Source organism: Kibdelosporangium banguiense, assembly GCF_017876405.1.
Classification (GTDB): Bacteria; Actinomycetota; Actinomycetes; order Mycobacteriales; family Pseudonocardiaceae; genus Kibdelosporangium; species Kibdelosporangium banguiense.
Window position 1 is genome coordinate 7,794,925 of sequence record NZ_JAGINW010000001.1, and the last position, 26,307, is coordinate 7,821,231.

Annotated in this window: 21 protein-coding genes; 14 read left to right on the forward strand and 7 right to left on the reverse strand. The window is 66.8% G+C overall.

The window, feature by feature from the left end:
• Nucleotides 1-12 precede the first annotated feature (12 nt).
• The 4 genes from JOF56_RS35890 to JOF56_RS35905 are packed head-to-tail and all read left to right on the forward strand — an operon-like array spanning nt 13 to nt 6,476.
• Complete coding sequence (locus tag JOF56_RS35890) at nt 13-1,059, forward strand: lytic polysaccharide monooxygenase auxiliary activity family 9 protein (protein ID WP_209643882.1); 1,047 nt, start codon at nt 13-15, stop codon at nt 1,057-1,059.
• Between the two features lie 14 nt (nt 1,060-1,073).
• Nucleotides 1,074-2,591, forward strand: a complete 1,518-nt coding sequence (locus JOF56_RS35895; RefSeq protein ID WP_245378514.1) for a cellulase family glycosylhydrolase — start codon at nt 1,074-1,076, stop codon at nt 2,589-2,591.
• A complete protein-coding gene (locus JOF56_RS35900) occupies nt 2,591-4,216 on the forward strand; it encodes a cellulase family glycosylhydrolase (protein WP_209643883.1) in 1,626 nt (541 codons plus the stop codon). Before JOF56_RS35895 ends, JOF56_RS35900 begins: the two co-directional genes overlap by 1 nt.
• Nucleotides 4,217-4,235: 19 nt before the next feature.
• On the forward strand, nt 4,236-6,476 hold the full coding sequence (locus JOF56_RS35905) for a glycoside hydrolase family 9 protein (protein WP_209643884.1): 2,241 nt from the start codon (nt 4,236-4,238) through the stop codon (nt 6,474-6,476).
• A 169-nt stretch (nt 6,477-6,645) separates the two neighbouring features.
• Here JOF56_RS35905 and JOF56_RS35910 read toward each other — a convergent pair whose 3' ends face one another.
• Nucleotides 6,646-8,967, reverse strand: a complete 2,322-nt coding sequence (locus JOF56_RS35910; protein WP_504739845.1) for a beta-xylosidase/alpha-l-arabinosidase — start codon at nt 8,965-8,967, stop codon at nt 6,646-6,648.
• A gap of 15 nt (nt 8,968-8,982) precedes the next feature.
• Nucleotides 8,983-9,996, reverse strand: coding sequence for a LacI family DNA-binding transcriptional regulator (locus JOF56_RS35915; RefSeq protein ID WP_307855402.1), 1,014 nt, complete (start codon nt 9,994-9,996; stop codon nt 8,983-8,985).
• A 135-nt stretch (nt 9,997-10,131) separates the two neighbouring features.
• Between JOF56_RS35915 and JOF56_RS35920 the strand changes: the two genes are divergently transcribed.
• Genes JOF56_RS35920 through JOF56_RS35935 form a run of 4 tightly spaced genes read left to right on the forward strand, consistent with a single transcriptional unit; the run spans nt 10,132 to nt 14,383 of the window.
• Nucleotides 10,132-11,430, forward strand: coding sequence for an ABC transporter substrate-binding protein (locus JOF56_RS35920; RefSeq protein ID WP_209643885.1), 1,299 nt, complete (start codon nt 10,132-10,134; stop codon nt 11,428-11,430).
• Nucleotides 11,430-12,422 (forward strand): carbohydrate ABC transporter permease, encoded by a 993-nt coding sequence (locus JOF56_RS35925; protein ID WP_307855403.1) that lies wholly within the window; start codon nt 11,430-11,432, stop codon nt 12,420-12,422. The genes JOF56_RS35920 and JOF56_RS35925 overlap by 1 nt, the downstream gene beginning before the upstream one ends.
• A 4-nt stretch (nt 12,423-12,426) precedes the next feature.
• Nucleotides 12,427-13,278 (forward strand): carbohydrate ABC transporter permease, encoded by an 852-nt coding sequence (locus JOF56_RS35930; protein ID WP_209643886.1) that lies wholly within the window; start codon nt 12,427-12,429, stop codon nt 13,276-13,278.
• Between the two features lie 4 nt (nt 13,279-13,282).
• The gene (locus JOF56_RS35935; RefSeq protein ID WP_209643887.1) at nt 13,283-14,383 is read left to right on the forward strand and encodes an endo-1,4-beta-xylanase; all 1,101 of its coding nucleotides are present in this window, start codon (nt 13,283-13,285) and stop codon (nt 14,381-14,383) included.
• On the opposite strand, the gene JOF56_RS35940 is transcribed toward JOF56_RS35935, so the two are convergent.
• Nucleotides 14,364-15,218 (reverse strand): transglutaminase family protein, encoded by an 855-nt coding sequence (locus JOF56_RS35940; protein WP_209643888.1) that lies wholly within the window; start codon nt 15,216-15,218, stop codon nt 14,364-14,366. The genes JOF56_RS35935 and JOF56_RS35940 overlap by 20 nt on opposite strands.
• Nucleotides 15,219-15,274: 56 nt before the next feature.
• Here JOF56_RS35940 and JOF56_RS35945 point away from each other — a divergent pair, with 56 nt between their 5' ends.
• Nucleotides 15,275-16,435, forward strand: coding sequence for a low temperature requirement protein A (locus JOF56_RS35945; RefSeq protein ID WP_209643889.1), 1,161 nt, complete (start codon nt 15,275-15,277; stop codon nt 16,433-16,435).
• On the opposite strand, the gene JOF56_RS35950 is transcribed toward JOF56_RS35945, so the two are convergent.
• Nucleotides 16,418-16,825 (reverse strand): ester cyclase, encoded by a 408-nt coding sequence (locus JOF56_RS35950; protein WP_209643890.1) that lies wholly within the window; start codon nt 16,823-16,825, stop codon nt 16,418-16,420. The two genes, JOF56_RS35945 and JOF56_RS35950, sit on opposite strands and share 18 nt — an antisense overlap.
• 118 nt (nt 16,826-16,943) lie before the next feature.
• On the opposite strand from JOF56_RS35950, the gene JOF56_RS35955 reads away from it, so the two are divergent.
• The 3 genes from JOF56_RS35955 (at nt 16,944) to JOF56_RS35965 (ending at nt 22,428) form a co-directional block, all read left to right on the forward strand.
• On the forward strand, nt 16,944-17,738 hold the full coding sequence (locus tag JOF56_RS35955; protein ID WP_209643891.1) for an aldo/keto reductase: 795 nt from the start codon (nt 16,944-16,946) through the stop codon (nt 17,736-17,738).
• Between the two features lie 268 nt (nt 17,739-18,006).
• Complete coding sequence (locus JOF56_RS35960) at nt 18,007-20,985, forward strand: 3-keto-alpha-glucoside-1,2-lyase-like domain-containing protein (protein WP_209643892.1); 2,979 nt, start codon at nt 18,007-18,009, stop codon at nt 20,983-20,985.
• A 9-nt stretch (nt 20,986-20,994) separates the two neighbouring features.
• Nucleotides 20,995-22,428 carry a pyridoxal phosphate-dependent decarboxylase family protein gene (locus JOF56_RS35965; RefSeq protein WP_209643893.1) on the forward strand — a complete coding sequence of 478 codons (1,434 nt, stop codon included), beginning with the start codon at nt 20,995-20,997 and terminating at the stop codon, nt 22,426-22,428.
• On the opposite strand, the gene JOF56_RS35970 is transcribed toward JOF56_RS35965, so the two are convergent.
• From JOF56_RS35970 to JOF56_RS35980, 3 genes are read right to left on the reverse strand one after another with little or no spacing between them, the layout of a single operon-like run.
• On the reverse strand, nt 22,392-23,339 hold the full coding sequence (locus tag JOF56_RS35970) for an SRPBCC family protein (RefSeq protein WP_307855404.1): 948 nt from the start codon (nt 23,337-23,339) through the stop codon (nt 22,392-22,394). The genes JOF56_RS35965 and JOF56_RS35970 overlap by 37 nt on opposite strands.
• Nucleotides 23,336-23,650, reverse strand: coding sequence for an ArsR/SmtB family transcription factor (locus JOF56_RS35975; protein WP_209643894.1), 315 nt, complete (start codon nt 23,648-23,650; stop codon nt 23,336-23,338). Before JOF56_RS35975 ends, JOF56_RS35970 begins: the two co-directional genes overlap by 4 nt.
• 32 nt (nt 23,651-23,682) lie before the next feature.
• Nucleotides 23,683-24,531, reverse strand: coding sequence for a helix-turn-helix transcriptional regulator (locus tag JOF56_RS35980; RefSeq protein WP_209643895.1), 849 nt, complete (start codon nt 24,529-24,531; stop codon nt 23,683-23,685).
• 133 nt (nt 24,532-24,664) lie between these two features.
• Between JOF56_RS35980 and JOF56_RS35985 the strand changes: the two genes are divergently transcribed.
• Entirely contained in the window at nt 24,665-25,639 is a 975-nt protein-coding gene (locus JOF56_RS35985; RefSeq protein WP_209643896.1) for an aldo/keto reductase, read from the forward strand.
• 186 nt (nt 25,640-25,825) lie between these two features.
• Nucleotides 25,826-26,233 (forward strand): MFS transporter, encoded by a 408-nt coding sequence (locus JOF56_RS35990; protein WP_209643897.1) that lies wholly within the window; start codon nt 25,826-25,828, stop codon nt 26,231-26,233.
• Nucleotides 26,234-26,307 lie beyond the last annotated feature (74 nt).

A 26,307-nucleotide genomic window follows, 5' to 3' on the forward strand; every position in this document is an offset into this window, starting at 1 on the left:
AGGAACCCACCCATGAGAACCCGGAAACTCGCGTTGCTCTCCGCCCTGGCTGTGGCCCTGTCGACTGTCGTGGTCGTGCTGGCAGGGAGCAGCACGACGGCTTCGGCCCACGGAGCCATGCTGCAACCCGGCAGCCGGACCTATTTCTGCTGGCGGGACGGTATGACACCGCAAGGCAATCTTGTTCCGCGCAACCCGGCGTGCGCCGCGGCGGCCGCGAAGAGCGGCGTGAACCCGTTGTACAACTGGTTCAGCGTGCTGCGGTCCGACGGTGAGGGACGGACCCGGGGATTTGTGCCCGACGGCCAGCTTTGCAGTGGTGGCAACCAGACTTTCGACGGCTGGAACCTGCCGAGCAACAACTGGCCGCTGACCCACCTCACCACGGGTGCGGACTTCTCGTGGTCCTACAACGCCTGGGCGGCGCACCCGGGCTGGTTCTACCTGTACATCACCAAGGACAGCTGGAGCCCGACGCGTGCCTTGACCTGGAACGACATTGAGGAACAGCCGTTTTTGAGCGTCGACCACCCGCCGATGTCCGGCTCGGTCGGCTCGGTCGAGGGCCACTACTACTGGAACGGCCGGCTGCCCGCGGGTAAGAGCGGCAAGCACATCATCTACTCGGTCTGGAAACGCTCCGACAGCAAGGAAACCTTCTACGGCTGCTCGGACGTGATCTTCGACGGCGGAAAGGGCGAGGTCACCGGGATCGGTGAATCCGGCCCGCCGCCGAACGACCCGCCGGTGCCAGGCGCCTGCACCGCCGAATACCGTGTCACCGGCAACTGGAACGGTGGTTTCCAAGCCGAGGTCACGGTTCGCAACCCGGGCACCACGGCGATCAACGGGTGGACCGCGAGCTGGGCTCTGGCCGCGGGCCAACAGATCAACTCCATCTGGAACGGAACGCGTGTCGGCACCGGATCACCGGTCTCGGTGCGCAACGTCGACTGGAACCGAACCCTGCAGCCCGGTAGCCAGACGACATTCGGGCTGTCGGCGAACACGTCCGGAGGCAGCCAGCCGGGCGGCACGCTGACTTGTTCAAGTCCTTGAAAGGTTTTCCACAGATGAGGCGTTCACGCACAATGCGGTGCCTGCTCGCCGGGGTGATCGGGCTCGCCACCCTCGTGGTGGCGAGCCCGTCCGCGTCGGCTGCCGGGACGGGTACCGGATACTGGAGCGCGCGCGGCGCGCAACTGGTGGACTCGACCGGCGCGCCGGTCCGGATGACCGGCATCAACTGGTTCGGCGCCGAGACGGCGAACTTCACCTTCCACGGCCTGTGGACCCGAAACTATCGCGACATGGTCGCCCAGATGGCTTCGCTGGGCTACAACACCATCAGGATCCCGTATTCCAACCAGATGCTCAACGCCGGTTCCACGCCCAACAGCATCGACCTGGCCAAGAACCCCGATCTGGCCGGGCTCTCGGGTATCCAGATCATCGACAAGGTGATCACCGAGGCAGGCAACAAGGGCATGCGCGTGATCCTCGACCGGCACCGGCCGGATTCCAGTGCGCAGTCGCCGTTGTGGTACACCAGCGCGTACCCGGAAAGCCGCTGGATCGACGACTGGAAGGCGCTTGCCCAGCGCTACAAGGGAAACACCACGGTGATCGGTGCGGACCTGCACAACGAGCCGCACTCCGTGCAAGGCGGCAGCGGTTCCTGCTGGGGTTGCGGCGATCAGGCGACCGACTGGCGGCTGGCGGCCGAGCGGGCCGGGAACGCGATCCTGACGGTCAACCCGGACTGGCTGATCATCGTCGAGGGTGTGGACTGCGTGGCCGGCACCGGCTCGCCGCAATGTGGCTGGTGGGGCGGAAACCTCTCCGGGGCACGGCAGTACCCGGTCCGGCTGTCCAAGCCGGACAAGCTGGTCTACTCCGCGCACGAGTACGCGACCTCGGTGTTCGCCCAGCCCTGGTTCAGCGATCCGGCGTACCCCGCCAACATGCCCGCGCTGTGGGACCGCTGGTTCGGCTACCTGGAGAAGGAGAACATCGCGCCGGTGCTGCTCGGTGAGTTCGGCTCGACGCTGCAGGACAGCCGGGACGGCGTGTGGCTGCGGGAGTTGATGAAGTACACCGGGACTTCGACCGGCGGGATGGACTTCACGTACTGGTCGTGGAACCCCAATTCCGGGGACACCGGTGGGATCCTCAACGATGACTGGACGAGCGTGAACGCCACCAAGCAGGCGTATCTCACCCCGTACTTGATCCCGCCCGTCGGCGGTGGCGGCCCACCCAATCCTCAGCCTGGCTGCACCTACGGCTACCGGGTCGAAAACTCGTGGAACGGCGGCTTCACGGCGTCGGTACGGGTGACGAACACAAGCACGGCGGCCGTCCAGAACTGGACGGCGACCTGGACCGCACCGGCCGGTGTCCAGCTGGTCAGTGGCTGGAACGCGACCGTCTCCCAACAGGGCCAGACGGTGACGGCCACCGCGCCGACCTGGTCACCAGGCCTGCCCGCCGGCTCCAGCGTCACAATCGGCTTCCAGGCCACCGGTTCTTCCGCCACGACGCCGACCGGCTTCCGGCTGGGCTCGACTGTCTGCACCGGGACGACCTGATGAGCAAGAGACTCACATTCGCGACCCTGCTCGCGCTGCTGGCCACGATGCTCGTCTTCGTGCAACCCGCGCAGGCGGCTGTGGGACTCCGGATCAGCGGTACCCGAATCGTCGAGGCCAACGGCAACGCCTTCGTCATGCGCGGCGTGAACCACGCGCATGTCTGGTACCAGAACCAGACGAGTTCGTTCGCCAACATCAAGTCCTTCGGCGCCAACACTGTCCGCGTGGTGCTCGGCAGCGGCAAGCGATGGGGACCGACCTCCGCCGCGGAAGTCACGAACGTCATCTCGCTGTGCAAACAGTCGCGGCTGATCTGCGTGCTGGAAGTACACGACACCACCGGGTTCGGCGAGGAGGGCGCGGCGGCCAGCCTGGACCAGGCGGCCACGTACTGGATCAGTGTGGCCAGTGCGTTGCAGGGCCAGGAGAACTACGTCGTGATCAACCTCGGCAACGAGCCGTTCGGCAACAACCAGCAGGTCAGCGCGACCTGGGCGAGCGCGACATCCAGCGCGATCACCCGGCTGCGCAACGCCGGGCTGGACCACCTGATCATGGCCGACGCGCCGATGTGGGGCCAGGACTGGCAGAACATCATGCGGGACAACGCCGCGTCGGTGTTCAACGCCGACCCGGACCGCAACACAGTGTTCTCGATCCACATGTACGGCGTCTACGACACCGCAGCCGAGATCAACGCCTACTTCGACGCGTTCCGCACTGCCGGGCTGCCGTTGGTGGTCGGTGAGTTCGGCAGCAACCACTCCGACGGCAACCCGGACGAGGACACGATCATGGCCCAGGCGCAGTCCCGGGGCCTGGGTTACCTCGGCTGGTCGTGGAGCGGCAACAGCGGCGGCGTCGAGTACCTCGACATGGTCAACAACTTCAACCCGGCCAGCCTCACGCCCTGGGGTGAGCGATTCCTCAACGGCGTCAACGGAGTCCGCCAGACTTCGAGAGAGGCGAGCATCTACGGCGGTGGCGGCGGGGACAACCAGCCACCGTCCACTCCCGGAACACCTGTCGCATCCGGTGTCACGTCCAGCAGCGTGACGTTGAACTGGACCGCGTCCACCGACAACGTGGGCGTGACCGGATACGAGGTCTACCGGGCCATAGCCGCCGGTGGGTTCACCTTGGTGGGTTCACCGGCCTCCAACTCCTTCACCAACACCGGGCTGGCACCGTCGACCATGTACCGGTTCCAGGTGCGGGCTCGTGATGCCGTGCCGAACTTCTCTGCCAATTCAGGTGTTCTGACGGTCACCACGCAGGCCGGTGGTGGCGGTGGCGGTACCTGCCGTGTGACCTACACGGCCTCGAACTGGGGCGGTGGCAATGGGTTCACCGCCAACGTGACGGTCACCAACACAGGCACGACCGCGATCAACGGCTGGACTCTCGCGTACTCCTACACCGCCGGGCAGCGCGTTTCCACGCCCGGCTGGGGTGCGACATGGGCCCAGTCCAGTGCCGACGTCACGGCCACCAATCTGGCCTGGAACGGCAATCTCCCGCCGAACGCCTCCACCGGCATCGGCGTGAACGGCACCTACACCGGGTCGAACCCGGCGCCGACTGCCTTCACTCTCAACGGAAACGCGTGCACAACGGGCTGACGCAGGGAGAGGAACACTGATGTCCCGCAAGATGCTCATCGCTTTACTCGGGATCATGCTGGTGAACCCGGTCGCGGCCGCCGCGGCGCCTGCCGAGCAGATCACCAATGGTGGTTTCGAGGCCGGCACCGCGCCGTGGTGGTGGACCGGCAACGCGCCCGCCAGCGTGGTCGACGGCAGGCTGTGCGCGGAAGTCCCTGGCGGTACGGCGAATCCATGGGACGTGATCATCGGCCAGAACGAGATCGACCTGGAGGCAGGCACTTCGTATGCGTTCGCCTTCACCGCGTCGGCCTCGGCTCCGGTCAGTATCCGGGCGAACGTGCAGCTGGCCGATCCGCCGTACACGGCCGAACTGTCCCAGCAGGTCCCGCTCACCACGACGGCGACCAGGGTCGAGTACCCGTTCACGTCCAAGGTCGCCACGGCCAAAGCCCAGGTGGTCTTCCAGATCGGCGCGAACGCGAACCCGTTCACGTTCTGTGTCGACGACGTGTCCTTGGCCGGTGGGACGCCGCCACCGCCGTACATCCCGGACACCGGGCCACGGGTGCGTGTCAACCAGTCCGGGTATCTGCCGAGTTCAGCGAAGCACGCCACCCTCGTGACCACCGCGACCCAGCCGGTGGCCTGGCAGCTGCGCAAGGCGGACGGCAAGGTCGTGGCTCGCGGAACCAGCAAGCCGCAAGGGATCGACCCGACCTCGCGGCAGAACACCCACGTGATCGATTTCGGATCGCCGCCTGTGGGCAAGGGATACACACTCAGCGCCGACGGCGAGACGAGTGTTCCGTTCGACATCGGTGGTGACTTCTACCAGCGGCTGCGGACGGATTCCCTGGCGTTCTTCTACCACCAGAGAAGCGGCACCCCGATCGACGCGGCGTTCGCCGGGGCCTCCTACGCGCGCCCGGCCGGACACGTTGGTGTGGCGCCGAACCAAGGCGACACAAGCGTTCCTTGCCAGCCTGGTGTGTGCGACTACCGGCTGGACGTCCGCGGCGGCTGGTACGACGCGGGTGACCACGGCAAGTACGTGGTCAACGGCGGGATCTCGGTCGCACAGCTGATGAGCGAGTTCGAGCGGGTCAAGCACAACCCCGGAGCGATCGGCGACGGCAAGCTCAAGATCCCCGAGGGCCGCAACGGTGTGCCGGACATTCTCGACGAGGCCCGGTGGCAGCTGGAGTTTCTGCTGCGCATGCAGGTCCCGGCCGGCAAGCCGTACGCCGGAATGGCCCACCACAAGATCCACGACAACGAGTGGACGGGCCTGCCGCTGCCACCGCATCAGGATCCGAAGCTCCGCGAGCTGCATCCCGTGTCCACGGCGGCGACCCTGAACGTCGCCGCGACCGCAGCCCAGTGTGCGCGCCTGTTCGGGCCGTACGACCGGGCGTTCGCCAACAAGTGCCTGACCGCTGCACGTCAGGCCTGGACTGCGGCCAAAGCGAACCCGGCAATCTACGCGTCACCCTCAGACGGCACTGGCGGCGGCGCGTACGACGACACCAACGTCACAGACGAGTTCTACTGGGCAGCCGCCGAGCTGTACCTGACGACCGGGTCGCGCGAATACCGTGACGCGGTGGTGTCGTCGCCACTGCACACCGCGGACATCTTCACCCAGGAGGGTTTCTCCTGGCAGTCGGTCGCAGTCCTGGGCCGGCTCGATTTGGCGACTGTCCCCAGTGGACTCCCTGACCGGTCGCGGGTTCGCGGTTCCGTGATCGCCGGTGCCGACAAGTACCTCGCGACGGCCCGCAGTCAGGCCTACGGTGTCGCCTACGCCCCAGGTGACGGCATGTACGCCTGGGGTTCCAACAGCCAGGTGCTGAACAATCTCGTGGTTCTGGCAACCGGCTACGACCTCACAAAGAGGACCGCGTACCGCGACGCGGTGCTGAGCGGGCTGGACTACCTGCTCGGCCGCAACCCGCTCAACCTGTCGTATGTGACCGGATACGGCGAGCGGGACGCACACAACCAGCACCACCGGTTCTGGGCGCACCAGCTTGATCCCGCACTGCCGAACCCACTTGCCGGGTCGGTGGCGGGCGGGCCGAACTCGAGCATCCAGGACCCGGTCGCCCAGGACAAACTCCGGGGTTGCGCGGCGGCGATGTGCTACATCGACGACATCGGATCCTGGGCGACCAACGAAGTCACGATCAACTGGAACTCCGCTCTGGCTTGGGTCGCCGGTTTTGCGGCAGAACAGGCAGAGGCCCAGCGGTGTCACTCCATGCGAGTGGAGTGATCTGAGCGGGGGCAGGCGCCCTGGCGCGTCACCCGCGACGACCACTGGCCGGCCGTCGCGGATGACGATTCCGCCAGGGCGCAGGCCCCAGCCCGCGAGTTCTCGGGTGCCCCCAATGCCACATTGGGGACATCCGATGCCACCAATGTGGCATTGGGGACACAGCAAATCACTGATGGAAGTCCGGGGCCATCACCCGGTCGAAGCCGACCTGGCGGCGGGGCCCTTCGAGCGTCATCCGCACGGTTTCGCGGATGTCGGCGCTGGAAGCGCCCACTCGCAGTTCGACGTCACCGGGATCGACCTGACGTTGCCCGGAACGCCCGGTGTAGGAGGTGAGATCAGCGTGCAGCTCCATCCTCAGCGTGACGGTCTCGCCCGGCGAAAGCTCCACCCGCCGTGCCGCGATCAGTTGCTGCACAGGACGGGCGACTTCCGCGACCGGGTCGTGCAGGTAGACCTGAACGACCTCACACGCCGGAATGGCCGAGGCGTTGCGCAGGGATACGGCCAGTTCGCAGGTCCCGTCGGTCGGCCATGGGGAAGGGGAATGCTTGACCTCAAGCCATTGCACGGGCGCGTAGGACAGGCCATGGCCGAACGGGAACACCGGTGTGGGGTCGAGCGTGCTGACCTCGCTGCGCTGCCCGAGCGGTGCGGCGAGATACGTCGACGGCTGGTTGGTGCTTTCGCCGGGGAAGCTGACCGGCAGCCTGCCGGACGGGTTGACGCGTCCACTGAGGATGTCGGCGAGCGCCGGACCGCCTTCCTCGCCGGGGAAGAAGCCGCACAGGATGGCAGCCAGCCGGTCGGACTGCCGGGAGATCTCGTAGGGCCGGCCGACCAGCAGGATGAGGACCACGGGTGTGCCGGTGGCCAGCAGGGCTTCGAGCAGCTCCTCCTGGCGTCCGGGCAGTCGCAGGTCCTTGGCGTCGCAGCCCTCACCGGAGGTTCCGCCACCGAAAAGACCGGCCTTGTCACCGAGAACCGCGACACAGACGTCCGCGTTCTCAGCCAGCGCAACGGCTTTGGCGATGTCTTCGTCCTCGCCGTCCAGCACCGGGCAGCCCAGGGCGTACGAGACCTCGTATCCGGCAGGGTCGTCGCGCAGTGCCTCCAACACCGTCGGAATGTCGATCCCGACCGGGACATCCGGGTGGTGGACGCCGACATGCAGGGGGAACGAGTAACACCCGAGCATCGCGCCCGGATCGTGGGCCCGCGGGCCGACCACCGCGATCCGGCGGCCCGGCTTGAGCGGCAGGGTCGCGTTGTTGCTCAGCAACACGATCGACTGCCACGCCAGTTCGCGGGCGACCTGCCGGGACTCGTCGTCGTCGAGGTCGACGCGTTCCTGGCTGATGGCGGGCGGGTCGGGGGACCAGTCCTGGTCCAGCAGGCCGAGTTCGCACTTCTGCGTCAGCACACGTTCCAGCGCGCGGTCGACGAGCGCGACATCCACATCGCCACGTTCGACGGCCTCGGTCAGCGGCTCGCCGAAGCAGTCCACGGTCGGCAGTTCCACGTCGATGCCCGCGGCCAGGGCGAGTTCGGCGGCCGCGGCCGATGTCCCGGCGGCGCCGTGCAACATCTGCAGGAACGCCACAGAGAAGTAGTCGGAGACCAGAGTGCCGGTGAAACCGTAGGTGTCGCGCAACAAGTCCGTCAGGATCGCCGGATCACCTGCCACGGCAACGCCGTCAAGGTCGATGTACGCGTTCATCACCGAGCGTGCGCCTGCCCGCAGGGCCATCTCGAACGGCGGCAGCAGGACATCGGCCAGTTCCCGCCGGCCGATCGAGACCGGGGCGAGGTTGCGTCCGGCGCGGGAAGCCGAGTACCCGACGAAATGCTTGAGGGTCGCGACCACACCTGTGGACTCGATGCCGCGCACGTAAGCACTGCCGATCACGCCGACCAGGTAGGGATCCTCGGCGATGGTCTCCTCGACCCGGCCCCAGCGCATGTCCCGCGCCACGTCCAGCACCGGAGCCAGACCCTGGTGCACGCCAAGGGAACGCATCGACTCGCCGATCCTGGCGGCCATCCGCTCCACGAGCTCCGGGTTGAACGTCGCGCCCCAGCACAACGGCGAGGGATACGCGGTGGCCTGCCAGGCGGCCAGACCGGTGAGGCATTCCTCGTGCACCATCGCGGGAATCCCGAACCGCCCGGCGCTCATGATCTGGCGCTGGCTGCGGGCCACCGCGCGCACGCCGATCTCCGGGGCCACCGGCGAGGTGCCGAACACCCGGGTCAGCTGCCCGATGCCCGAGGAGATCAACGCCTCCCAGTCCGGCGGGGCCGCGGCGAATTCGTGCTGGTGTGGTGCGACATTCCCGGCCGCGGCGTCGACGCCGACCCACACGCCGTACAGCTGGGCGATCTTCTCCGGCACCGTCATCCGGGCCATCAGGTCACGTACGCGCTCGGCGGGGGCGGCCGCCGGATCGCGCCAGATCTCGTCGCTCACGCGGGTTTGGATGGTCACGGGGGAGTCCGTCCGTCAGGGGGAAGGGAAGGCGCGCGCCGACTGCCGCACGACCAGGCTGGTCTCGAGGGTGACGTGGAAGGAATCCGGCTGCTCACCGCGGATCAGCGCGACCAGCAGCTCGACCGCGCGCTGGCCCATCCGGCGGATCGGCTGGTCCACTGTGGTCAGTGGCGGGACGCAGAGCGCCGACTCGGGCACGTTGTCGAAGCCGACGACCGACACGTCCTCAGGCACCCGCAGCCCGAGCTGCGTGGCCGCTTCGATCGTGGCTATCGCGGAAATGTCGTTGGCGGCGAACACCGCGGTGGGCCGGTCGGGTCCGCTGAGCAACTCGCGGGCGGCGTCGACCGCGATCTCCGGGTCGTAGGCGCCGACCGCGACAAGGCTTTCGTCCACGGTCACACCGGCGGCCTGCAGGGCTTGCCGGTAGCCCTGTTCACGCAGCTGAGCCGATTGCAGGTCGGACCGTCCGGTCAGCATCCCGATCCGGCGGTGGCCGAGACCGAGCAGGTGCTCGGTGGCCAGCCTGCCGCCCTTGAGGTTGTCGGAGTCGATCGTCAGCAGGTCCGACGGGCCGGTGTGCGGGTCGACCGCCACGATCGGCGCGTCGTACTGGACGTTGGTCACGGTGGGCGTGACCAGCACGGCACCGTCGATCAGGGTGCCGCTCAGCCGGGAGAGGTAGCGGCGTTCCCAGCCGACGTGATCACTCGTGCGGCCGCCCGCGGAGTAGACCACCAGCTCGAAGCCGGTGCCCCGGATCGCGTCGGCCGCGCCCTTGAGCAGCTCGGTGCTGAACGGTTCGAGGTCGGCGACCAGGATGCCGATCACGTTGGTGCGGTGGTTGCGCAGGCTCTGGGCCACCAGGCTGGCCTCGTACCCCAGCTCCTCGATCACCGCCAGCACGCGGGCGTTGGTCTCGGCGGCCACACCGTAGCGCTGGTTGATCACTTTGGAGACGGTCGCCACCGAGACGCCCGCACGCGCGGCGACGTCACGGATGGTGACTCTGGAGCTCGGCTGCACGGGAGCAACGATAGCGATGTAAAACGTTATCGACAACGATTGACACTCACACCGGAGCCGGTCCAGACTCATCGCCACCTGGGCTACCGCACGCCGGGACCTCCTTCCGCCGATGCCGTCAGGAGTGGGCCGAGAATGCGTCGCATCCGAGTACGTGCCGCCACCGGAGTCGCAGTTGCCACTGTCATGGCACTCGTGGCTGCGGGATGTACAGGCGGCGATCAGCAACCAGGAGCGGGTTCTGTCGATCCGAACACGCCCGTGACGTTGACGTGGTGGCACAACGCCACCACCGAACCGCTGAAGTCCGTGTTCCAGCAGATCGCCGACGACTACCACACCGCACACCCGAACGTGACGTTCAAGGTCGAGCCGATCCAGAACGAGCAGTTCACCACCAAGGTGCCGCTGGCACTGCAGTCGAGCACACCACCGGACATCTTCCTGCAGTGGGGCGGCGGGGAGATGGCCGGCCAGGTCACCTCCGGCCAGGTGGCCGACCTGACCGGGCTGACCAAGGACTGGATCGGCCAGATCGGCAAAGCCGCCGACGGGTGGAAACTGGACGGCAAGCAGTACGGAGTGCCGTTCGTGCTGCACTCGGTCGGCTTCTGGTACCGCAAGGACCTGTTCGAACAGGTCGGTGTCAGCGCGCCACCGTCCACGATGGACGAGCTGAAGGACGCGATCGGCAAGTTCAAGGCCAAGGGCATCACGCCGATCTCCATCGGCAGCAAGGACCGCTGGCCGGACGCGTTCTACTGGGCCTACTTCGCCGTGCGCGGATGTTCCCAGGACACGCTCAAGCAAGCGGCCGCGCTGACGATGAACGACCGGTGCTGGACCAAGGCGGGCCAGGACCTGAAGTCCTTCTTGGACACTCAGCCGTTCCAGAACGGTTTCCTGGGAACGCCCGCCCAGCAGGGCGCGGGCAGCTCCGCGGGCATGCTGGCCAACGGGCAGGCCGCGATGGAACTGCAGGGCGACTGGCAGGCCTCGACGATGCCCTCGCTGACCGAGGACAAGCAGCTGTCGTCGAAGCTGGGCTGGTTCCCGTTCCCGTCGATCAGCGGGGGCGCGGGCAACCCGTCGGCGACGCTCGGCGGTGGCGACGGCTTCTCCTGCACCACCAAGGCCGCGGCCGCCTGCGCGGACTTCCTGAAGTACCTGGCCAGCGCCGAGGTGCAGCGCAAGCTCGTGATCACCGGCCTGCCGGTCAACCCGGAGGCGGCGAGCGCGCTGACCGACCCGACGATGAAGACGATCCTGGAGTACAGCCAGAAGGCACCCTACATGCAGACCTACTTCGACAAGGCACTGCCGACCGCCGCGGGCCTGGCGCTCAACGACGCGATCGCCAACTTCTTCGCCGGGCAGGGCACGCCTGAGGGGATCGTGAAGGCCGCGACCGAGGCTGCGACCGGGGGTCGCTAGTGCCTGCTGTCGATGTCACAGCAGATACCGCAGCTGTGCCGGCCCAGGCATCCGCTCCGGCCGGTCGCGTACTCACGCGGCCGGCCGGCCGGCGGGGCAGGCGGCGTACCAGGCTTGAGCTGACCCTGTTGCTGGGACCGGCGTTGCTGCTGTTCGTCGGGTTCGTGCTGGTGCCGATCGGGCTGGCGGTCTACTACAGCCTGTACGAGTGGACCGGCTTCACGGCCGCGGAGAAGTTCATCGGCCTGGACAACTACTGGCTGGCGCTGAGCGGGCCGGTGTTCCAGCAGGCCGTCGGGCACAACCTGATCATCGTCGGGCTCTCGCTGGTGGTGCAGCTGCCGATCAGTATCGGGATGGCGTTGCTGCTCAACCGGAAACTGCGTGGCCGCTCGTTCATCCGGCTCGTCGTGTTCGCGCCCTACGTCCTGGCCGAGGCCACGACGGCGGTGTGCTGGATGCTGATCCTGCAGCCGGAGGGGTTCGTCGACCAGATGATGCGGGCGGTCGGCCTGGGCGGGCTGGTCCAGCTGTGGCTGGCCGATCCCGGCATGGTGCTGTACACGCTGTTCGTCGTGATCACGTGGAAGTACATCGGGTTCGGCATCATCCTGTTGCTGGCCGGGCTGCAGGGCATCGGCCCGGAACTGCGTGAGGCCGCGTCGCTGGACGGGGCCACCGCCTGGCAGACCACCCGGTACGTGCTGATCCCCCTGCTGGGTCCGACGATCCGGATTTGGATCTTCCTGTCGGTGATCGGCTCGCTGCAGCTGTTCGACCTGGTGTGGATCATGACACTGGGCGGTCCGGCCAACGCCTCGACCACGATGGCGACCTACCTGATCGATCACGGTTTCAAGCGCTACGAGTTCGGCTACGGCAGTGCCGTCGCGGTGATCCTGTTCATGATCTGTTTCGTGTTCGCGTTGCTGTATCAACGGTTCGCGCTGCGCCGGGATACCGAAGGCGCGCTGACCCGAATTGCGGAGTGATCTGATGACGTTGCCCGCCCTGAGGGTCCGAGGCTCACACCGTTCCCGGGGCACACCGGTCGCGTACATCGCCGCGATACTCGTGGTCGGGGTGACCCTGGTCCCGATGGTGTACGTGTTCCTCGGCGGATTCCGTACCACCGCACAGATCAACGCCGACCCCGCGGGCCTGCCCTCGCCGTGGGTGCTCGACAACTACCTCGCGATCCTGACGGCCGGCTCGTTCTGGCGGTTCCTGGGCAACAGTGCGCTGATCGCGGCGGTGGCCACCGTGCTGGCGGTGGCGCTCGGCTCGATGGCGGCGTTCGCGTTGTCCCGGTACTCGTTCAAGGGCCGGGACGCGCTCTACGGCCTGTTCACCCTCGGGCTGCTGTTCCCGATCGGGGTGGCGACGTTGCCGTTGTACCTGATGCTGCGCCAGCTGGACATGCTGGAGAACCCGTTCGGGGTGGCGATTGCGGAGGCGGCCTTCTCGCTGCCGGTGACCATTGTGATCCTCCGGCCGTTCATGCGCGCGATCCCCGGAGAGCTCGAAGAGGCGGCCGTGCTCGACGGTGCGACGAGACTCGGCTTCTTCTGGCGTATCCTGCTGCCGTTGAGCGCGCCGGCACTGACCACAGTGGCCGTGCTGGCCTTCGTCACGAGCTGGAACGCATACCTGCTACCACTCCTGGTGTTCAACGAGCCGCAGAACTTCACGCTTCCCCTGGGCGTGGCCACGTTCCAGTCACAGTACACACAGGACACCGCGCGTGTGCTGGCGTTCACCGCGTTGTCCATGCTTCCAGCCCTGGGCTTCTTCGTGCTCGCCGAGCGCCGGATCGTCGGCGGGCTGACCGGATCGGTGAAGGGATGACCCGATGAGATCGACCCATGTGGTCGCCGCCGCGTTGGCCGCGGCCATGGTTCTGACGCCCTCGATGGCCAGTGCGGCGCCGTCCGGCGACTCGCACGGCAAGACGGAGACCTTGCGTAAGGCGGCACCGCGCGGATTCCACATCGGAACCGCGGTGGCCGGTGGCGGTCACCACGAGACACAGCCGTATCCCGACCCGTTCACCCACGACCGGCCCTACCGTCAAGTGCTTGCGGCGGAGTTCAGCTCGGTGTCCGCCGAGAACCAGATGAAATGGGAGTACATCCACCCGGAGCGTGACCGGTACAACTTCGGCATGGCGGACGCGATAGTCAAGTTCGCGCAGCGTAACCGGCAAGTGGTCCGTGGCCACACATTGTTGTGGCACAGCCAGAATCCGGCATGGCTGCAACAGGGCACGTTCACCCCGGAGGAACTGCGCAAGATCCTGCGTGACCACATCAAGACCGTTGTCGGGCGTTACAAGGGCAAGATCCAGCAGTGGGACGTGGCCAACGAGATCTTCACCGACACGGGTGCGTTGCGCACCACGGACAACATCTGGATCCGGGAACTGGGGCCGGGAATCATCGCCGACGCCTTCCGCTGGGCGCACGAGGCCGACCCCAGGGCGAAGCTGTTCTTCAACGACTACGGTGTGGAAAGCGTCAACGCCAAGAGCGATGCCTACCTCGCACTGATCAAGGAGTTGCGGGCCAAGCGGGTTCCGGTGCACGGGTTCTCCGCGCAGGCGCATCTGAGCATCAGCTACGGCTTCCCCGGCGACCTGGAGAACAACCTGCGCCGATTCGCCGCGCTCGGCCTGGAGACCGCCATCACCGAACTGGACGTGCGGATGGACCTGCCGCCGGACGGCATCCCGACGGCGGCGCAACTGGAGCAGCAGGCCGACTACTACCAGCGCACGCTCGTCGCGTGCCTGAAGGTTCGCGGCTGTGACTCGTTCACGATCTGGGGCTTCGTCGACAAGTACTCGTGGGTCCCGGTGTTCTTCAAGGGCCAGGGCGCGGCGACCGTGATGTGGGACGACTTCACCCGTAAACCCGCCTACTACCGCCTGCTGTCTACTCTGGACAGATCTTGACCACGCCGACCTCCCGGCTGGCGGTGAGCCGTCCGCCGGGAGCGCCGACGTAGGACCCTGAAGTCGGTGCCACATCGGCATAGTCACGACCGGTCGCGATGGTCACGTAACGACTGTCGCCCCGCCGGTCGTGACACGGGTCGAACGGGATCGCCACTGCCGCACCGGCGCGGGGAAGGATGACCTCGACCCAGGCATGGGTGCCGCCCTGGCCGAGCAGATGCCCGGACACATAGCGTGCAGGCAGGCCGACGAGATGGCACAAGGCGAGCATGACGTGCGCCTGGTCCTGGCAGACCCCGCGGCCATCCTCGAGTGCCTGAGCCGCAGTGGTGTCCACTGTGGTCACACCGGGTTCGTAGGCGATCGCGGCGTGTGTTTGCGCGCAGATCGCCTTGGCCAGGTCAAGGCCCTTGTCCTGGGGGAGTGCGGCGGCCAGATCGCGGATCCGGTCGTCGGGCGCGGTCAGTTCGGTGGGCCGCAACAGGCGAGGCTCGACGAGCGTCGAAGCAGGCAGCACCGGTGGGCCGTCGCGACGGACCCGCTCGATGGTCGCGGTCACCCGGAACTCGACACTGTGCTCGACTCTCGGCGCATGGACTCGGACGATCGTGTTGCCGGAGACGTCGCGACTGACACGCCTTTGTGATGCGGCTCCGGTCACGTCCACCCGGTGCGACCGCCTGTGCAGATCGCCGTGCCGGACTGGCGGCACCACGACCAGACGCTGCCTCAGCGAGGTGACAGGGGTGTCGTAGTCATAGCGAAAGCTCTGATTGAGACAGTAGGTGATCCGGTCGGCCGACTCGAGATCGAGAGTGGTGTGATCCAGCACCCGCAACACCCCCTCAGATCGAGCCTGCCGAAAGCCTATCCCTTAAGTTTCCTCCTATGAGCGACGCGCACGCCGCCACCGACCGGCATGCCAGCTGGCTGGAGTTGTTCTTCGACCTGGTCGTGGTGGTCGCGGTCAACCAGCTCGCGCACCTGTTGCACGGCGACGCGCACCACGGGCCTGCGGCGCTGTCGATTGTCACCTTTCTCACGCTCTACCTGGCGATCTGGCTCGTGTGGACGACGTTCACGCTGTACTCGAACGTGGTCGCCGACAAGGTCCGGCGGCGCGCGATGTTCATCGGCATGGCCGGGATCGCGGTGATGGCAGCGGCTGTCCCGCACGGAATGGACGGCCGCGCGGCCGTCTTCGCCGCCGCCTACCTGATCACCAGTGGGGTGGGCAGTTCGAGTTTTGTCCGGTCCGGCCGGATCATCCTGTCCTGGAGCGCGGCGTCGCGGAATTTCGGGCTGGCTCCGTGGGTGGTGTCCTTCTGGGTGCACCATCCGTGGTGGAAGGTGTCGCTGTGGCTGCTCGGCCTGGCGATGTCGCTGTGGGCGAGCATGGGCAACCGGCCGGCCGACGACGAATGGCTCGCCGCCTTCAACCGGCGGCTGGAGCGCAGGGGAGCCGAGCTGCCGCGGATGGAGATCGCCCAGGTGAACACCGCGCACCTGGGGGAGCGGCTCGGGCTGTTCGTGATCATCGTTCTCGGTGAGGCGATGCTGCAGCTGGTCGGTGCTGTGGCGGGGATCGACGACTGGTCGCCGGGAGCGGGCCGCGGCCTGCTGTTGCTGCTGACCGCGGCCGCCGGGTTCGGTTTGCTGATCACGTTGTGGTGGCTCAACACCCGGCACGGATTCGCGCAGGTGACCCGGTTGCGGCCGTCGCTCCTGCTGCCTGCGCACTTCGTCGCGATCGCGGCAATCACGACGATCGCGGCGGGACTGGGTTCGGCGGCGGCAGAGTCGGCCGAACACCTGGCGACCTCGACGGCCTGGCTGCTGTGCGCGGGCGTTTCGGTCTACCTGTTGGTGATCACGGTCCTGACCGGGCAGGTCCGGCGCTGGCCGATCAGCGCGGGCATGATCGTGGTGCCGGTGGTGGGGGCCGTGTTCGCGTTCGTCGTGCCGGCCGCCGTCGTCGTGGCCATTCTGCTCATCGTGTCAGCAGTGCAGACGTGGAATCTGCGGCTGAGCTCAACGCCGGACGTCTGATCCCGACGGCCGGAGAAAACAGTCCATGTCCACATGCGACCAGTGCTCGACGATGTGCCCGTCCTCGATCAGGTCGAACGCCGCGCAGATCGCCGACGCACGCCGCCCGGTTGGCGGAATTCCGTGGTACACACCGGTCTGTGTGCCGCTGAGCCGCATCCGGGTGGCCACCCGGTTTCCTTCGGCGACCTGCGTGAGCACGTCGATCCGGAAATCGGCGAACGCCTGCAGCAGCTGCCGGCAGCCGGCGAGCCAGGCCGTTCTGGTCGGGGTGCCCACGGCGAGCCACACGGCGTCCGGGCCGACATACCGTTCCCACGTCTCGTCCAGATCGGACTCGCGGAGACTCAGATAGAACCGGCGGGCGACATCTTTCGGCGTTTCTCGCATGAAACCCCCTATCCCGACAAGGGTGCCGTAACAACCGGACGACGCGGTCCACTTATCCGGCCGTCAGCATAGATCACCTTCGCCGGGTAGGTTGGGAACCGGCATTAGGGAGGCGCACGTGATCGACGTCCCGGACCTGCCCCTCAACGACGGGCACACAATTCCGCAGTTCGGCCTCGGCGTCTGGCAGGTCCCGAACTCCGGCGTCGCCGCGGCGATGAACAGCGCGTTCGAAGCGGGCTACCGAAGCGTGGACACAGCAGCGCTGTACCGCAACGAAGAAGGCGTCGGCGACGCGATCGCAGCCTCCGGTATCCCTCGTGAGAACCTGTTCATCACGACGAAACTCTGGGGCTCCGACTCGGGCTACGACGGCGCGATGCGCGGATTCGACGAAAGTATCGGCAAACTCCGGCTGGATTACGTGGATCTGTACCTGATCCACTGGCCGGGCCGCTCCGGCAGCAAATACGTGGAAGCCTGGAAGGCACTCGAGCAACTGCGCGCCGACGGGCGGGCGCGTTCAGTCGGCGTCTCCAACTTCGAGATCTCCCATCTGCGCAGAGTATTCGACAGCACCGGCACAGTGCCCGCGGTCAACCAGATCGAACTGCACCCCGAACAACCGGAGACAAAACTGCGGGCCTTCCACGCCGAGCACGGAATCCTGACCGAGGCCTACAGCCCACTCGCGGTAGGCCGCCTCGTCGGCAACCGAACCGTCGGAGCCCTCGCCACCAAATACGACCGCACCCCCGCCCAGATCCTGCTGCGCTGGAACATCCAGCTCGGCAACCGCGTCATCCCGAAGTCCGTCCGCCCGCACCGGATCCGCGAGAACATCAACGTCTTCGACTTCGAACTGGCCGACGACGACATGGCAACCCTGACCAGCCTCGGCGGCCGCGCCTGATCGCGGCACCGACACCCCGGCCCTGACTTGATCATGGTCGGTGGACACCGCGCTCCTGCACTTTTGGCGGAGTAGGACAAAAGACTGGTCGGGATGGGCGAAAGTTCTGGACTTGGCTGCGAAAGTCCCCTAGCGTTCATCACGCTCTGAGGAAGATCTTTCGGCAGTGAGTGACCGGGCCAAGCCAGCTTGTGCGTACGACCCTGCAATCGTGCGACGGTAACGCCGTTTCCTGCGGGGTTGTTCGTTCTCCCGCCAGGAGTGTGGAATGAGATCGAGTTCCCGCCGTAAACGCCTCCCGTTAGTCCTGACGTTCGCCGCGGTGCTGTTCGGGCAGCTTCCCGCGAACGCCGCCGCCGACGTCCCACCCCAGCAGCCCGGTGTCACACTGCGGGTCTTCGACGTACAGGTCCCGCTTGACAGTCTCTGCACGCTGAAACCCGCGCAGACGCCCAACGTCGACAAGCTCATGCCGGTCATCGACTGGACGACAGCGACGGACTTCGGGTTCGAGGACCGGTTTGTCGCGCAGGTGACCGGGAATATCAACATCTCGCAGGCGGGGGCGTACGTCTTCCGCCTGATCAGCGACGACGGCTCCCGGCTGTCGATCGACAGCAAGGTTGTGGTCGATCACGACGGTCTGCATGGGGCGACACCGCAGGACGGGGCTGTCTCCCTGACCGCCGGGTACCACTCCCTGCTGATCGATCACTTCGAGCGGGATGGCGGGCAGCAGCTCACGCTGCAGTGGAAACCGCCTGGTGCGGCGAATTTCGCGCTCGTGCCGAATTCGGTGCTCAGCACGGACAAGGAGGTCGTCAGAGTCACGGCCCCTGGCCGTAAGGACTGTGTGGCGAGCACTGACACTCCTGGTGACGGCCTTCCCCTGGACGGTGTGCACCCCGGCTTCACGTTGACCAACCTGCGGCCGAACGGTTTCGAGCCGAAGGTCAGCGCGATGGACTGGCTGCCCGACGGCAGGCTCGCCATCGCCACGTGGGACGGCAAGAGCACCAACACAGGTGAGGTCTGGGTCCTGGGCAACGTCACGGGCGCGACGTCGCCGGACCGGGTGACGACCACGCGGGTGGCCTCGGGCCTGAAGGAACCCATGGGCCTCAAAGTGGTCGACGGCAAGATGTACGTCTCGCAGAAGCATGAGCTGACCGAGCTCAACGATCTCAACAACGACGGCCTGATCGACCAGTACCGCACGGTCGCGACGTGGCCGTACGGCGGCAACTTCCACGAGTTCGCGTTCGGCCTGCTCTACCAGGACGGGTTCTTCTACCTCAACCTGTCGGTCGCGATCAACGAAGGCGGCGCGACGACCACGCCGCAGCCCGCGGTCAACCGCGGCTCGGCGGTGAAAGTCAACCGCAGCACCGGAGAAGTCACGTACATCGCAGGCGGGCTGCGTACCCCGAACGGTCTGGGCTGGGGCCCGGAAGGTGGCCTGTTCGTCAACGACAACCAGGGTGGCTGGCTGCCCGCCTCAAAGCTCGTGCAGATCAAGCAGGACCGGTTCTTCAACCACTACACCCAGCCTGCCGGGAAATTCGACGCCAACCCGGTCACGGCACCGGTGTTGTGGTTGCCGCAGAACGAGATCGCGAACTCGCCCAGCACACCGGTGTTGCTCACCCAAGGCCGCTATGCCGGCCAGATGGTGTTCGGTGACGTCACCTATGGCGGACTGCAACGCGCCTACCTGGAGAAGGTCAACGGCGAGTACCAGGGCGCGGTTTTCCGGATGACACAAGGACTCGAAGCCGGTGTGAACCGGATCAGCATCGGCCCGGACGGGGCGATCTACGCCGGCGGCATCGGTGACACCGGGAACTGGGGGCAGAACGGCAAGCTGAAGTTCGGCCTGCAGAAGCTGACCCCCAACGGCGATTCGGCCTTCGACATGCAGGCCATGCGGGCGATCGAAGGCGGGTTCGAGATCGAGTACAACCAGCGAGTGTCCTACGAGACGGCCGCGGATCTCGTCAGTCACTACAAGGTCAAACAATGGCGGTACGCGCCGTCACCGGCCTACGGTGGCCCGAAGGTCGACCAGGAAACGCTCACGGTCACCTCAGCCACCCTCGCCGCGGACGGCCGGACAGTCACCCTCAAAATCAATGGCCTCAAGCCAGGCCGAGTGGTTCACCTGCGCTCGCCGCGGCCGTTCACCTCGCGCACAGGCGTGCCGTTGTGGAGCACCGAAGCCTGGTACACCCTCAACTCCCTTGTCGGCGCCGCTCCTTCGACCACACAGTCGTTCGACGCGGAGAGCGCGGCGTTGTCCGGCGGTGCCAAGGTGAACACCGACCACACCGGCTACACCGGGTCAGGATTCGTGGACGGATACGGAACCACCGGCGCCACAACCAGATTCGCCATGAACGTGGCCACGGCGGGTACCTACAGCGCCGCTCTGCGCTACAGCAACGGCCCGAACCCCTCCAGCGGCAACAAGACAGTCAGCCTGTACGTCAACGGGACCAAGTTGAGACAGAGCGTTCTCGCCAGCACCGGCGACTGGGAAACGTGGGCGACCCATACCGAGATGGTGCCCCTGAAAGCCGGTGCGAACACGATCGCCTACAAGGTCGATTCCGGCGATGTCGGGCACGTCAACCTCGATCAGCTGACTGTCGCACCGGCACAGCGCGTGACCCTGTTCGACGGCACCGGGCTCGGCAACTGGCAGAAGCCCGACGGCAGCGCGGCGACATGGCCGGTCGCCGACGGTTCGATGGAGTCGCTGGGCGGCGACATCCGCTCCAGGGCGGTCTTCGGCGACTTCAAGCTGCACGCCGAGTTCTGGCTGCCGCTGATGCCGCCGGAGGTGACCGGTCAGCAACGCGCCAACAGCGGCATCTACATCCAGGACCGCTACGAGGTCCAGATCCTCGACAGCTTTGGCAAAACACCGCTGGCCGACAACGACGCCGCCAGTATCTACCTGAAGAAGGCGGCCAGTACCAACGCCGGGACCGCGCCACGCACCTGGCAGACCTACGACATCACGTTCCGTGCCGCCCGGTTCGACAGCCAGGGCAACAAGACCGAGAACGCACGCGTGACCGTCGTGTGGAACGGCACCACAGTGCACCAGGACTTCCCGATCGACGGCCCGACCGGCGCCGGCGCTCCCGAAGGCCCGTCGGCCGGCCCGATCCGGCTGCAGGATCACAACGACCCGGGTGAGAACGTCCGGTTCCGCAACGTCTGGATCGAGCCGCTGGGCTAATGTGCGGGAGTGAGTGATCCACTGAACGAGCAGGACCTGGCCGGTACGGCTTTGGGGATGGTCGCGACCACCGCTCAGTCGTACCTGGCCGGGCTGCCCGGCCGTCTGGTCCATGATCCGGCCACCACCGGAGTGCTCGACGAACTCGGCGGCGATCTGCCGGAGCACGGCGAGGGGACGCTCAAGAGCATCGAGCAGTTGACGCACATAGCGACCACGGCCGGCACGCATTCGTCAGGCCCACGGTTCTTCCATTTCGTGGTGGGCGGTGCGACGCCCGCCGCCCAGGCCGCGGACTGGCTGACCTCCCTGGTCGATCAGGCTTCGGGCGTCTGGCCGGCCTCGCCGTTCGCGAGCCACGCGGAGACAGTCGCGTTGCGGTGGCTCAAAGATCTGTTCGGCCTGCCGTCATCCTACGGCGGCGTGCTGACGCCAAGCGCGACATTCGCCAACCTCACCGGCCTGGCCTGTGCCAGGTTCTGGTGGGCCGAGAAGCACGGCGTCGACGTGACCGTGGACGGGCTCGCAAGCCTTCCACGGATGCCGGTCCTGTCGAGCGGGTACGTGCATCCCAGTAGCCGCAAGGCACTTCAGCTGCTCGGTCACGGCCGCGACACAGTCGAGGTGTTCGCGCGGGACGCAAGCGGAGCGATCGATCTGCCTGCCCTGCGCGAAAGGCTGGCGTCGCTCGACGGCCCAGCAGTGATCATCGGCAACGCAGGCGAGGTCAACGCCGGGGATTTCGACCCGATCGAGGAGCTGGCGGATCTTGCCGAGCGCCATGGTGCCTGGCTGCACATCGATGGCGCTTTCGGTTTGTTCGCAGGAGTTTCACCGCGAACATCACATTTGGTGCGGGGCGTCGAACGAGCCGACTCAGTGGCGGCCGACGGGCACAAGTGGTTGAACGTGCCGTACGAGAGCGGATTCGCGTTCGTGCGTACGCCCGAGCTTCTGGGCCGCGCATTCGGCGGCTGGAACGCGCCATACCTGCCAGCGCCCGACGAAACCCGTATCAGCTACAACAACTTGGGCCCGGAGTCGTCTCGACGTGCCCGCGCACTGCCGATCTGGGCCACGCTGCGGGCGTATGGCAGGCAGGGCGCACGGGCCATGGTCGAGCGTCACCTCGATCTGGCGCTGCACCTCGGCCGCCTCGTCGACCAGGCACCCGACATGGAGTTGCTCGCACCCGTTCAGCTGTGCGTGGTCTGTTTCCGTTGCCGCCCGCCAGGCATGGCCGAACAGGACGTGGAAAAGCTCAACCAGCGCCTCGGCGAGGAGCTGCTCGCCGACGGCAGAGTGTTCGCCGGAACGACGTTGTACCGCGGGATGACCGCCCTGCGCCCCGCGATCGTCAACTGGCGCACCACCGAAACCGACATCGACCTGTTCTTCTCAGTCGTTCAGGAGCTGGGCCGACGCCTCAGCAAATCCTGGTAGTGCTTGGTCAGCATTTCGACTCGGTCCTCGGGCCACGGACACCTGATGTCGTCGTGCACCGCGGCGAAGAACAGCTCCAGGTGCACGTGCCAAGCGGCGAGTGCGGTGGCCCTCAACTCGGCGAGCTCGGGCGGGATGGACTGGGTCAGCTCGACTCGGACGCCCAGCGCGGGATCCGATTCGATCGACCACCGGACGAGGCCGGCCGGTTTGCCGTCGTGCAACCATTCGTACTCAAGGACTTTCGGTGCCTCGGCCGTGATCAGACGGCCCGCCGGGATGTGTCCGTTGGTGGCGCGCACGGGCGGTTCGGAGTCCAGTGGACTGTCCTGCACGAGTGTTGCCCACACCTCGTCCACCGGCTTCCACACCAGGTCGCGGGCGAAGTGCAGCTCGGTCCCGCGGACTGTGCCCTCGCCGAGACCGAACTGCTCGATGTAGGCCTCGATTCCGGCGAGCCAGTTGTCGAACGGCTCCGGGGTCTCACCGCCGAGTTGGGTGACCAGGGCATCCAGGCAGTGGTCCCAGCCCGCGGCTGTGCGGCCCGCGCCGAGCCGGCCGATCTGACCGCCGCCGATCGTCTGCGTGAACACGAGCAGGCAGCCGTCACCGTCTGGGATCAGCTCGAATCGCAGCACGTCCTGGTTCCAGCGGAACATGTACACCTTCGGCGGGTCGACCTCGAGGACTTCGCCGTCCCACGCGCCGTCGACCACGGCCTCCTCCGGGAAGGTGAACCGCATCGGCGCGCCGGGCCGCAACTCGGCCTCGACCGCGGCGGGGAACCAGTGCACCATCTCGGCTGGATCACTCACGGCCCGCCACACCTTCTGCGGTGAGTGCCGCAGCCGGCGCTCGAAGCGCAGAACTGGCTCACCGTTGATGGTCCGCATGGTCGCGCGCTCGGTCACGGCTGGTCCTCCATGGTCTCCAGGTGTCGTTCCAGGGCATCCAGGCTGCTGGTCCACATCCGCCGGTACGGCTCAAGCCATGTGTCCATCTCGCGCAGCGGCTCCAGCCGCAGCCGGTACCAGCGCCGCTGCGCGTCCTGCCGGACATCGACCAGCCCGGCGCCGCGCAGCACCTTGAGGTGTTTGGACACCGCCGGCTGCGTCAGCCGCAGCTGTTCGACCAGGTCACCGACTGGCCGTTCGCCGTCCCGCAGCAGATCGAGGATCTCCCGCCGGCGCGGCTCGGCCAGCACCTCGAATGTAGATGCCATTCGAGGAATATAGCCGCTAAGGCATATACGCGCTACCGGTCACGTGATGGGCGCAGCGAGTCCGGGGTCTGGGTGTGCGGCTCGGCGGTGAGGCTGCCGAGAACCGCGAGTTTCTCGCTCATCTCCGAGCCCTTTTCGGCTCGGAAGACCTTGAGCAGCAGACCGGCCGACCCGCTGGGCCGGAGGCTTTCGTAACGCAGTTCGAGATCGCCCACTATCGGGTGGTGGTAGCAGGTTGTGCCGGATGTCTTCTCCTGGACCTCGGCCTTGGCCCAGCGGTTGGCGAATTCGGTGCTGCGCACGGTCAGTTCGCCGACGAGGGCCATCAGGTCGGAATTGTCCGAGTCGTGGGCCGCGGCGGCGCGAATGGCGGCGACTGTGGTGGAGGCCACCTTTGTCCAGTCGCGGAAGAACGTGCGGCCGTCCGGATCCAGGAAAAGCAGCCGGGCGAGATTGTCGCTGTGCTGGTGGCCCGCGTAAATCGCGCGGCCGAGGTGGTTGGCCGCGACGATGTTGTAGCAGTCGTCGATGATGACGGCAGGGTGGTCGGTCCAGTCGTCGAGCAGGTCGAGCAGGGTCTGGCTGAGCTGCCTGTGGCCACGGGCGACGCGAGGGCCAGGCGTGGCGATGGCGAACAGGTAGCGCTGCGCGTCCGGCCCGAGGCGCAAGGCCCGTGCCAGCGCGTTCAGCACGCTGGGCGACGGATGCTGCTCCCGGCCCTGCTCAAGGCGGGTGTAGTAGTCGACGCTGAGCCCAGCCAGCGACGCGACCTCCTCCCGGCGCAGGCCCGGCACACGCCTGGTCCCGTTCCGGGGAAGATCCACATCCTCCGGGGTGACGTTCGCCCGCCGCGCCTTCAGGTAGACACCCAGCTCGGTCATATACCCATGCTAAATATGTCCGGGGCGTCGTGGGTGGGTGTGGCGCAACCAGGGTGCGGTGCGCCCATGCGCACACCCGATCAGCGGATTAGCGTCGTTCTCGGCAAAGACCTTCAGAGAGGACTGCAACCGGATGAAGCACGTTTCCCTGGGCGAATTGGACGTGTCCCGTATCGGCCTCGGGGCAATGACGATGTCCGCCTTCTACACCGGCGCCAACAGCGACGAGGACGAAGCCGTCCGCACGATCCACCGGGCATTCGACCTGGGTGTCACCTTTGTCGACACCGCCGAGATCTACGGGCCGTACACCAACGAGGAGCTGGTCGGCCGCGCCATCGCCGGCCGGCGCGACGAGGTCGTGCTCGCCACGAAGTTCGGGTTGATCTCGCACGCCGTGGACAGCAATGCCCGCGGGATCGACAGCTCGCCCGCGAACATCCGGACCGCGGTGGAAGGCTCGCTGCGGCGGCTGGCCGTCGACCACATCGATCTGTACTACCAGCACCGGGTCGACCCGAACACTCCGATCGAGGAGACCGTGGGCGCCATGGCCGAGCTGGTGGCAGAGGGCAAGGTCCGGTACCTCGGGCTGTCGGAGGCCGGTCCGGAGACGATCCGCCGGGCGCACGCCGTGCACCCGATCACCGCCCTGCAGAGCGAGTACTCGCTGTGGACCCGTGACCCGGAGGACGAGATCCTGCCGCTGGTCCGTGAACTGGGCATCGGGTTCGTGCCATACTCGCCCCTGGGCCGGGGGTTCCTCACCGGCGCGCTGCGCTCTACCGACCACCTCGACGACGACGACTTCCGCAAGAGCAACCCGCGGTTCGTCGACGGCAACCTCGAGCAGAACCTGCACATCGTGGACGAGGTCGAAGCCGTCGCCAAGGAGGCAGGCGCGACAGCGGCCCAGGTGGCGCTGGCCTGGTTGCTGGCGCAGGGCGACGACATCGCCCCGATCCCCGGCACGAAACGCGTCACCCGGATCGAAGAGAACGCCGGCGCGGACGCCCTGCAGCTCACCCCCGCGCAACTCGATCGGCTTACCGCGATCAAGCCGCCGGTCGGTGACCGATACCCGGACATGTCCTCGATCGGCCGTTGATGACCCGAGCTCTTCTGATCCTGTTCGCGGTCGCGGGCGGAGCGGCGGTCGGCAGTCTTTACTATGCCCAGCCGCTGCTCGCCGCGATCGCGGCGGACCTGCGGGTCGACGCGAGTTCGGTCGGCCTGCAGGTGACGGCCAGCCAGATCGGCTACGCGCTGGGCATCCTGTTCATCGCCCCGCTCGGTGATTTCCACGACCGGCGGCCTGTCCTGGGTGCTGGTCCTGCTGTCGTGGCCGATCTTCGCGTTCGGCCGGTCCTCGGTGGTGCTTGTGCTGATCGGGATCGTGGTACTGGACATCGGAATCCAGGCCCAGCACATCCTCAACCAGTCGAGGATCTTCCAGCTCTGGCCGGCCGCGCGCAGCCGCGTGAACACCGCCTACATCACAGGCAACTTCGTCGGTGGCACCCTGGGTTCGCTTGTGGTGACGCTGATCTGGCCGTGGGGCGGCTGGACCGCCGTGACCAGTGCCGGGGCCGTGCTGTCGGCTGCCGCGATTTCACTGTGGCTGTACACGCGCAACGGCGCCCTGCGGCCTGCTCTGTCCATAAAGGACGATAATTCGCCGGTTCCGGTTTTTGGAGATTGATCACAGCAACCTTTACCCCTGCTTGGGCATCCCTAGTACCGGAGAAAGAAATCCGAGCAGGAGGGCTCAGTAGA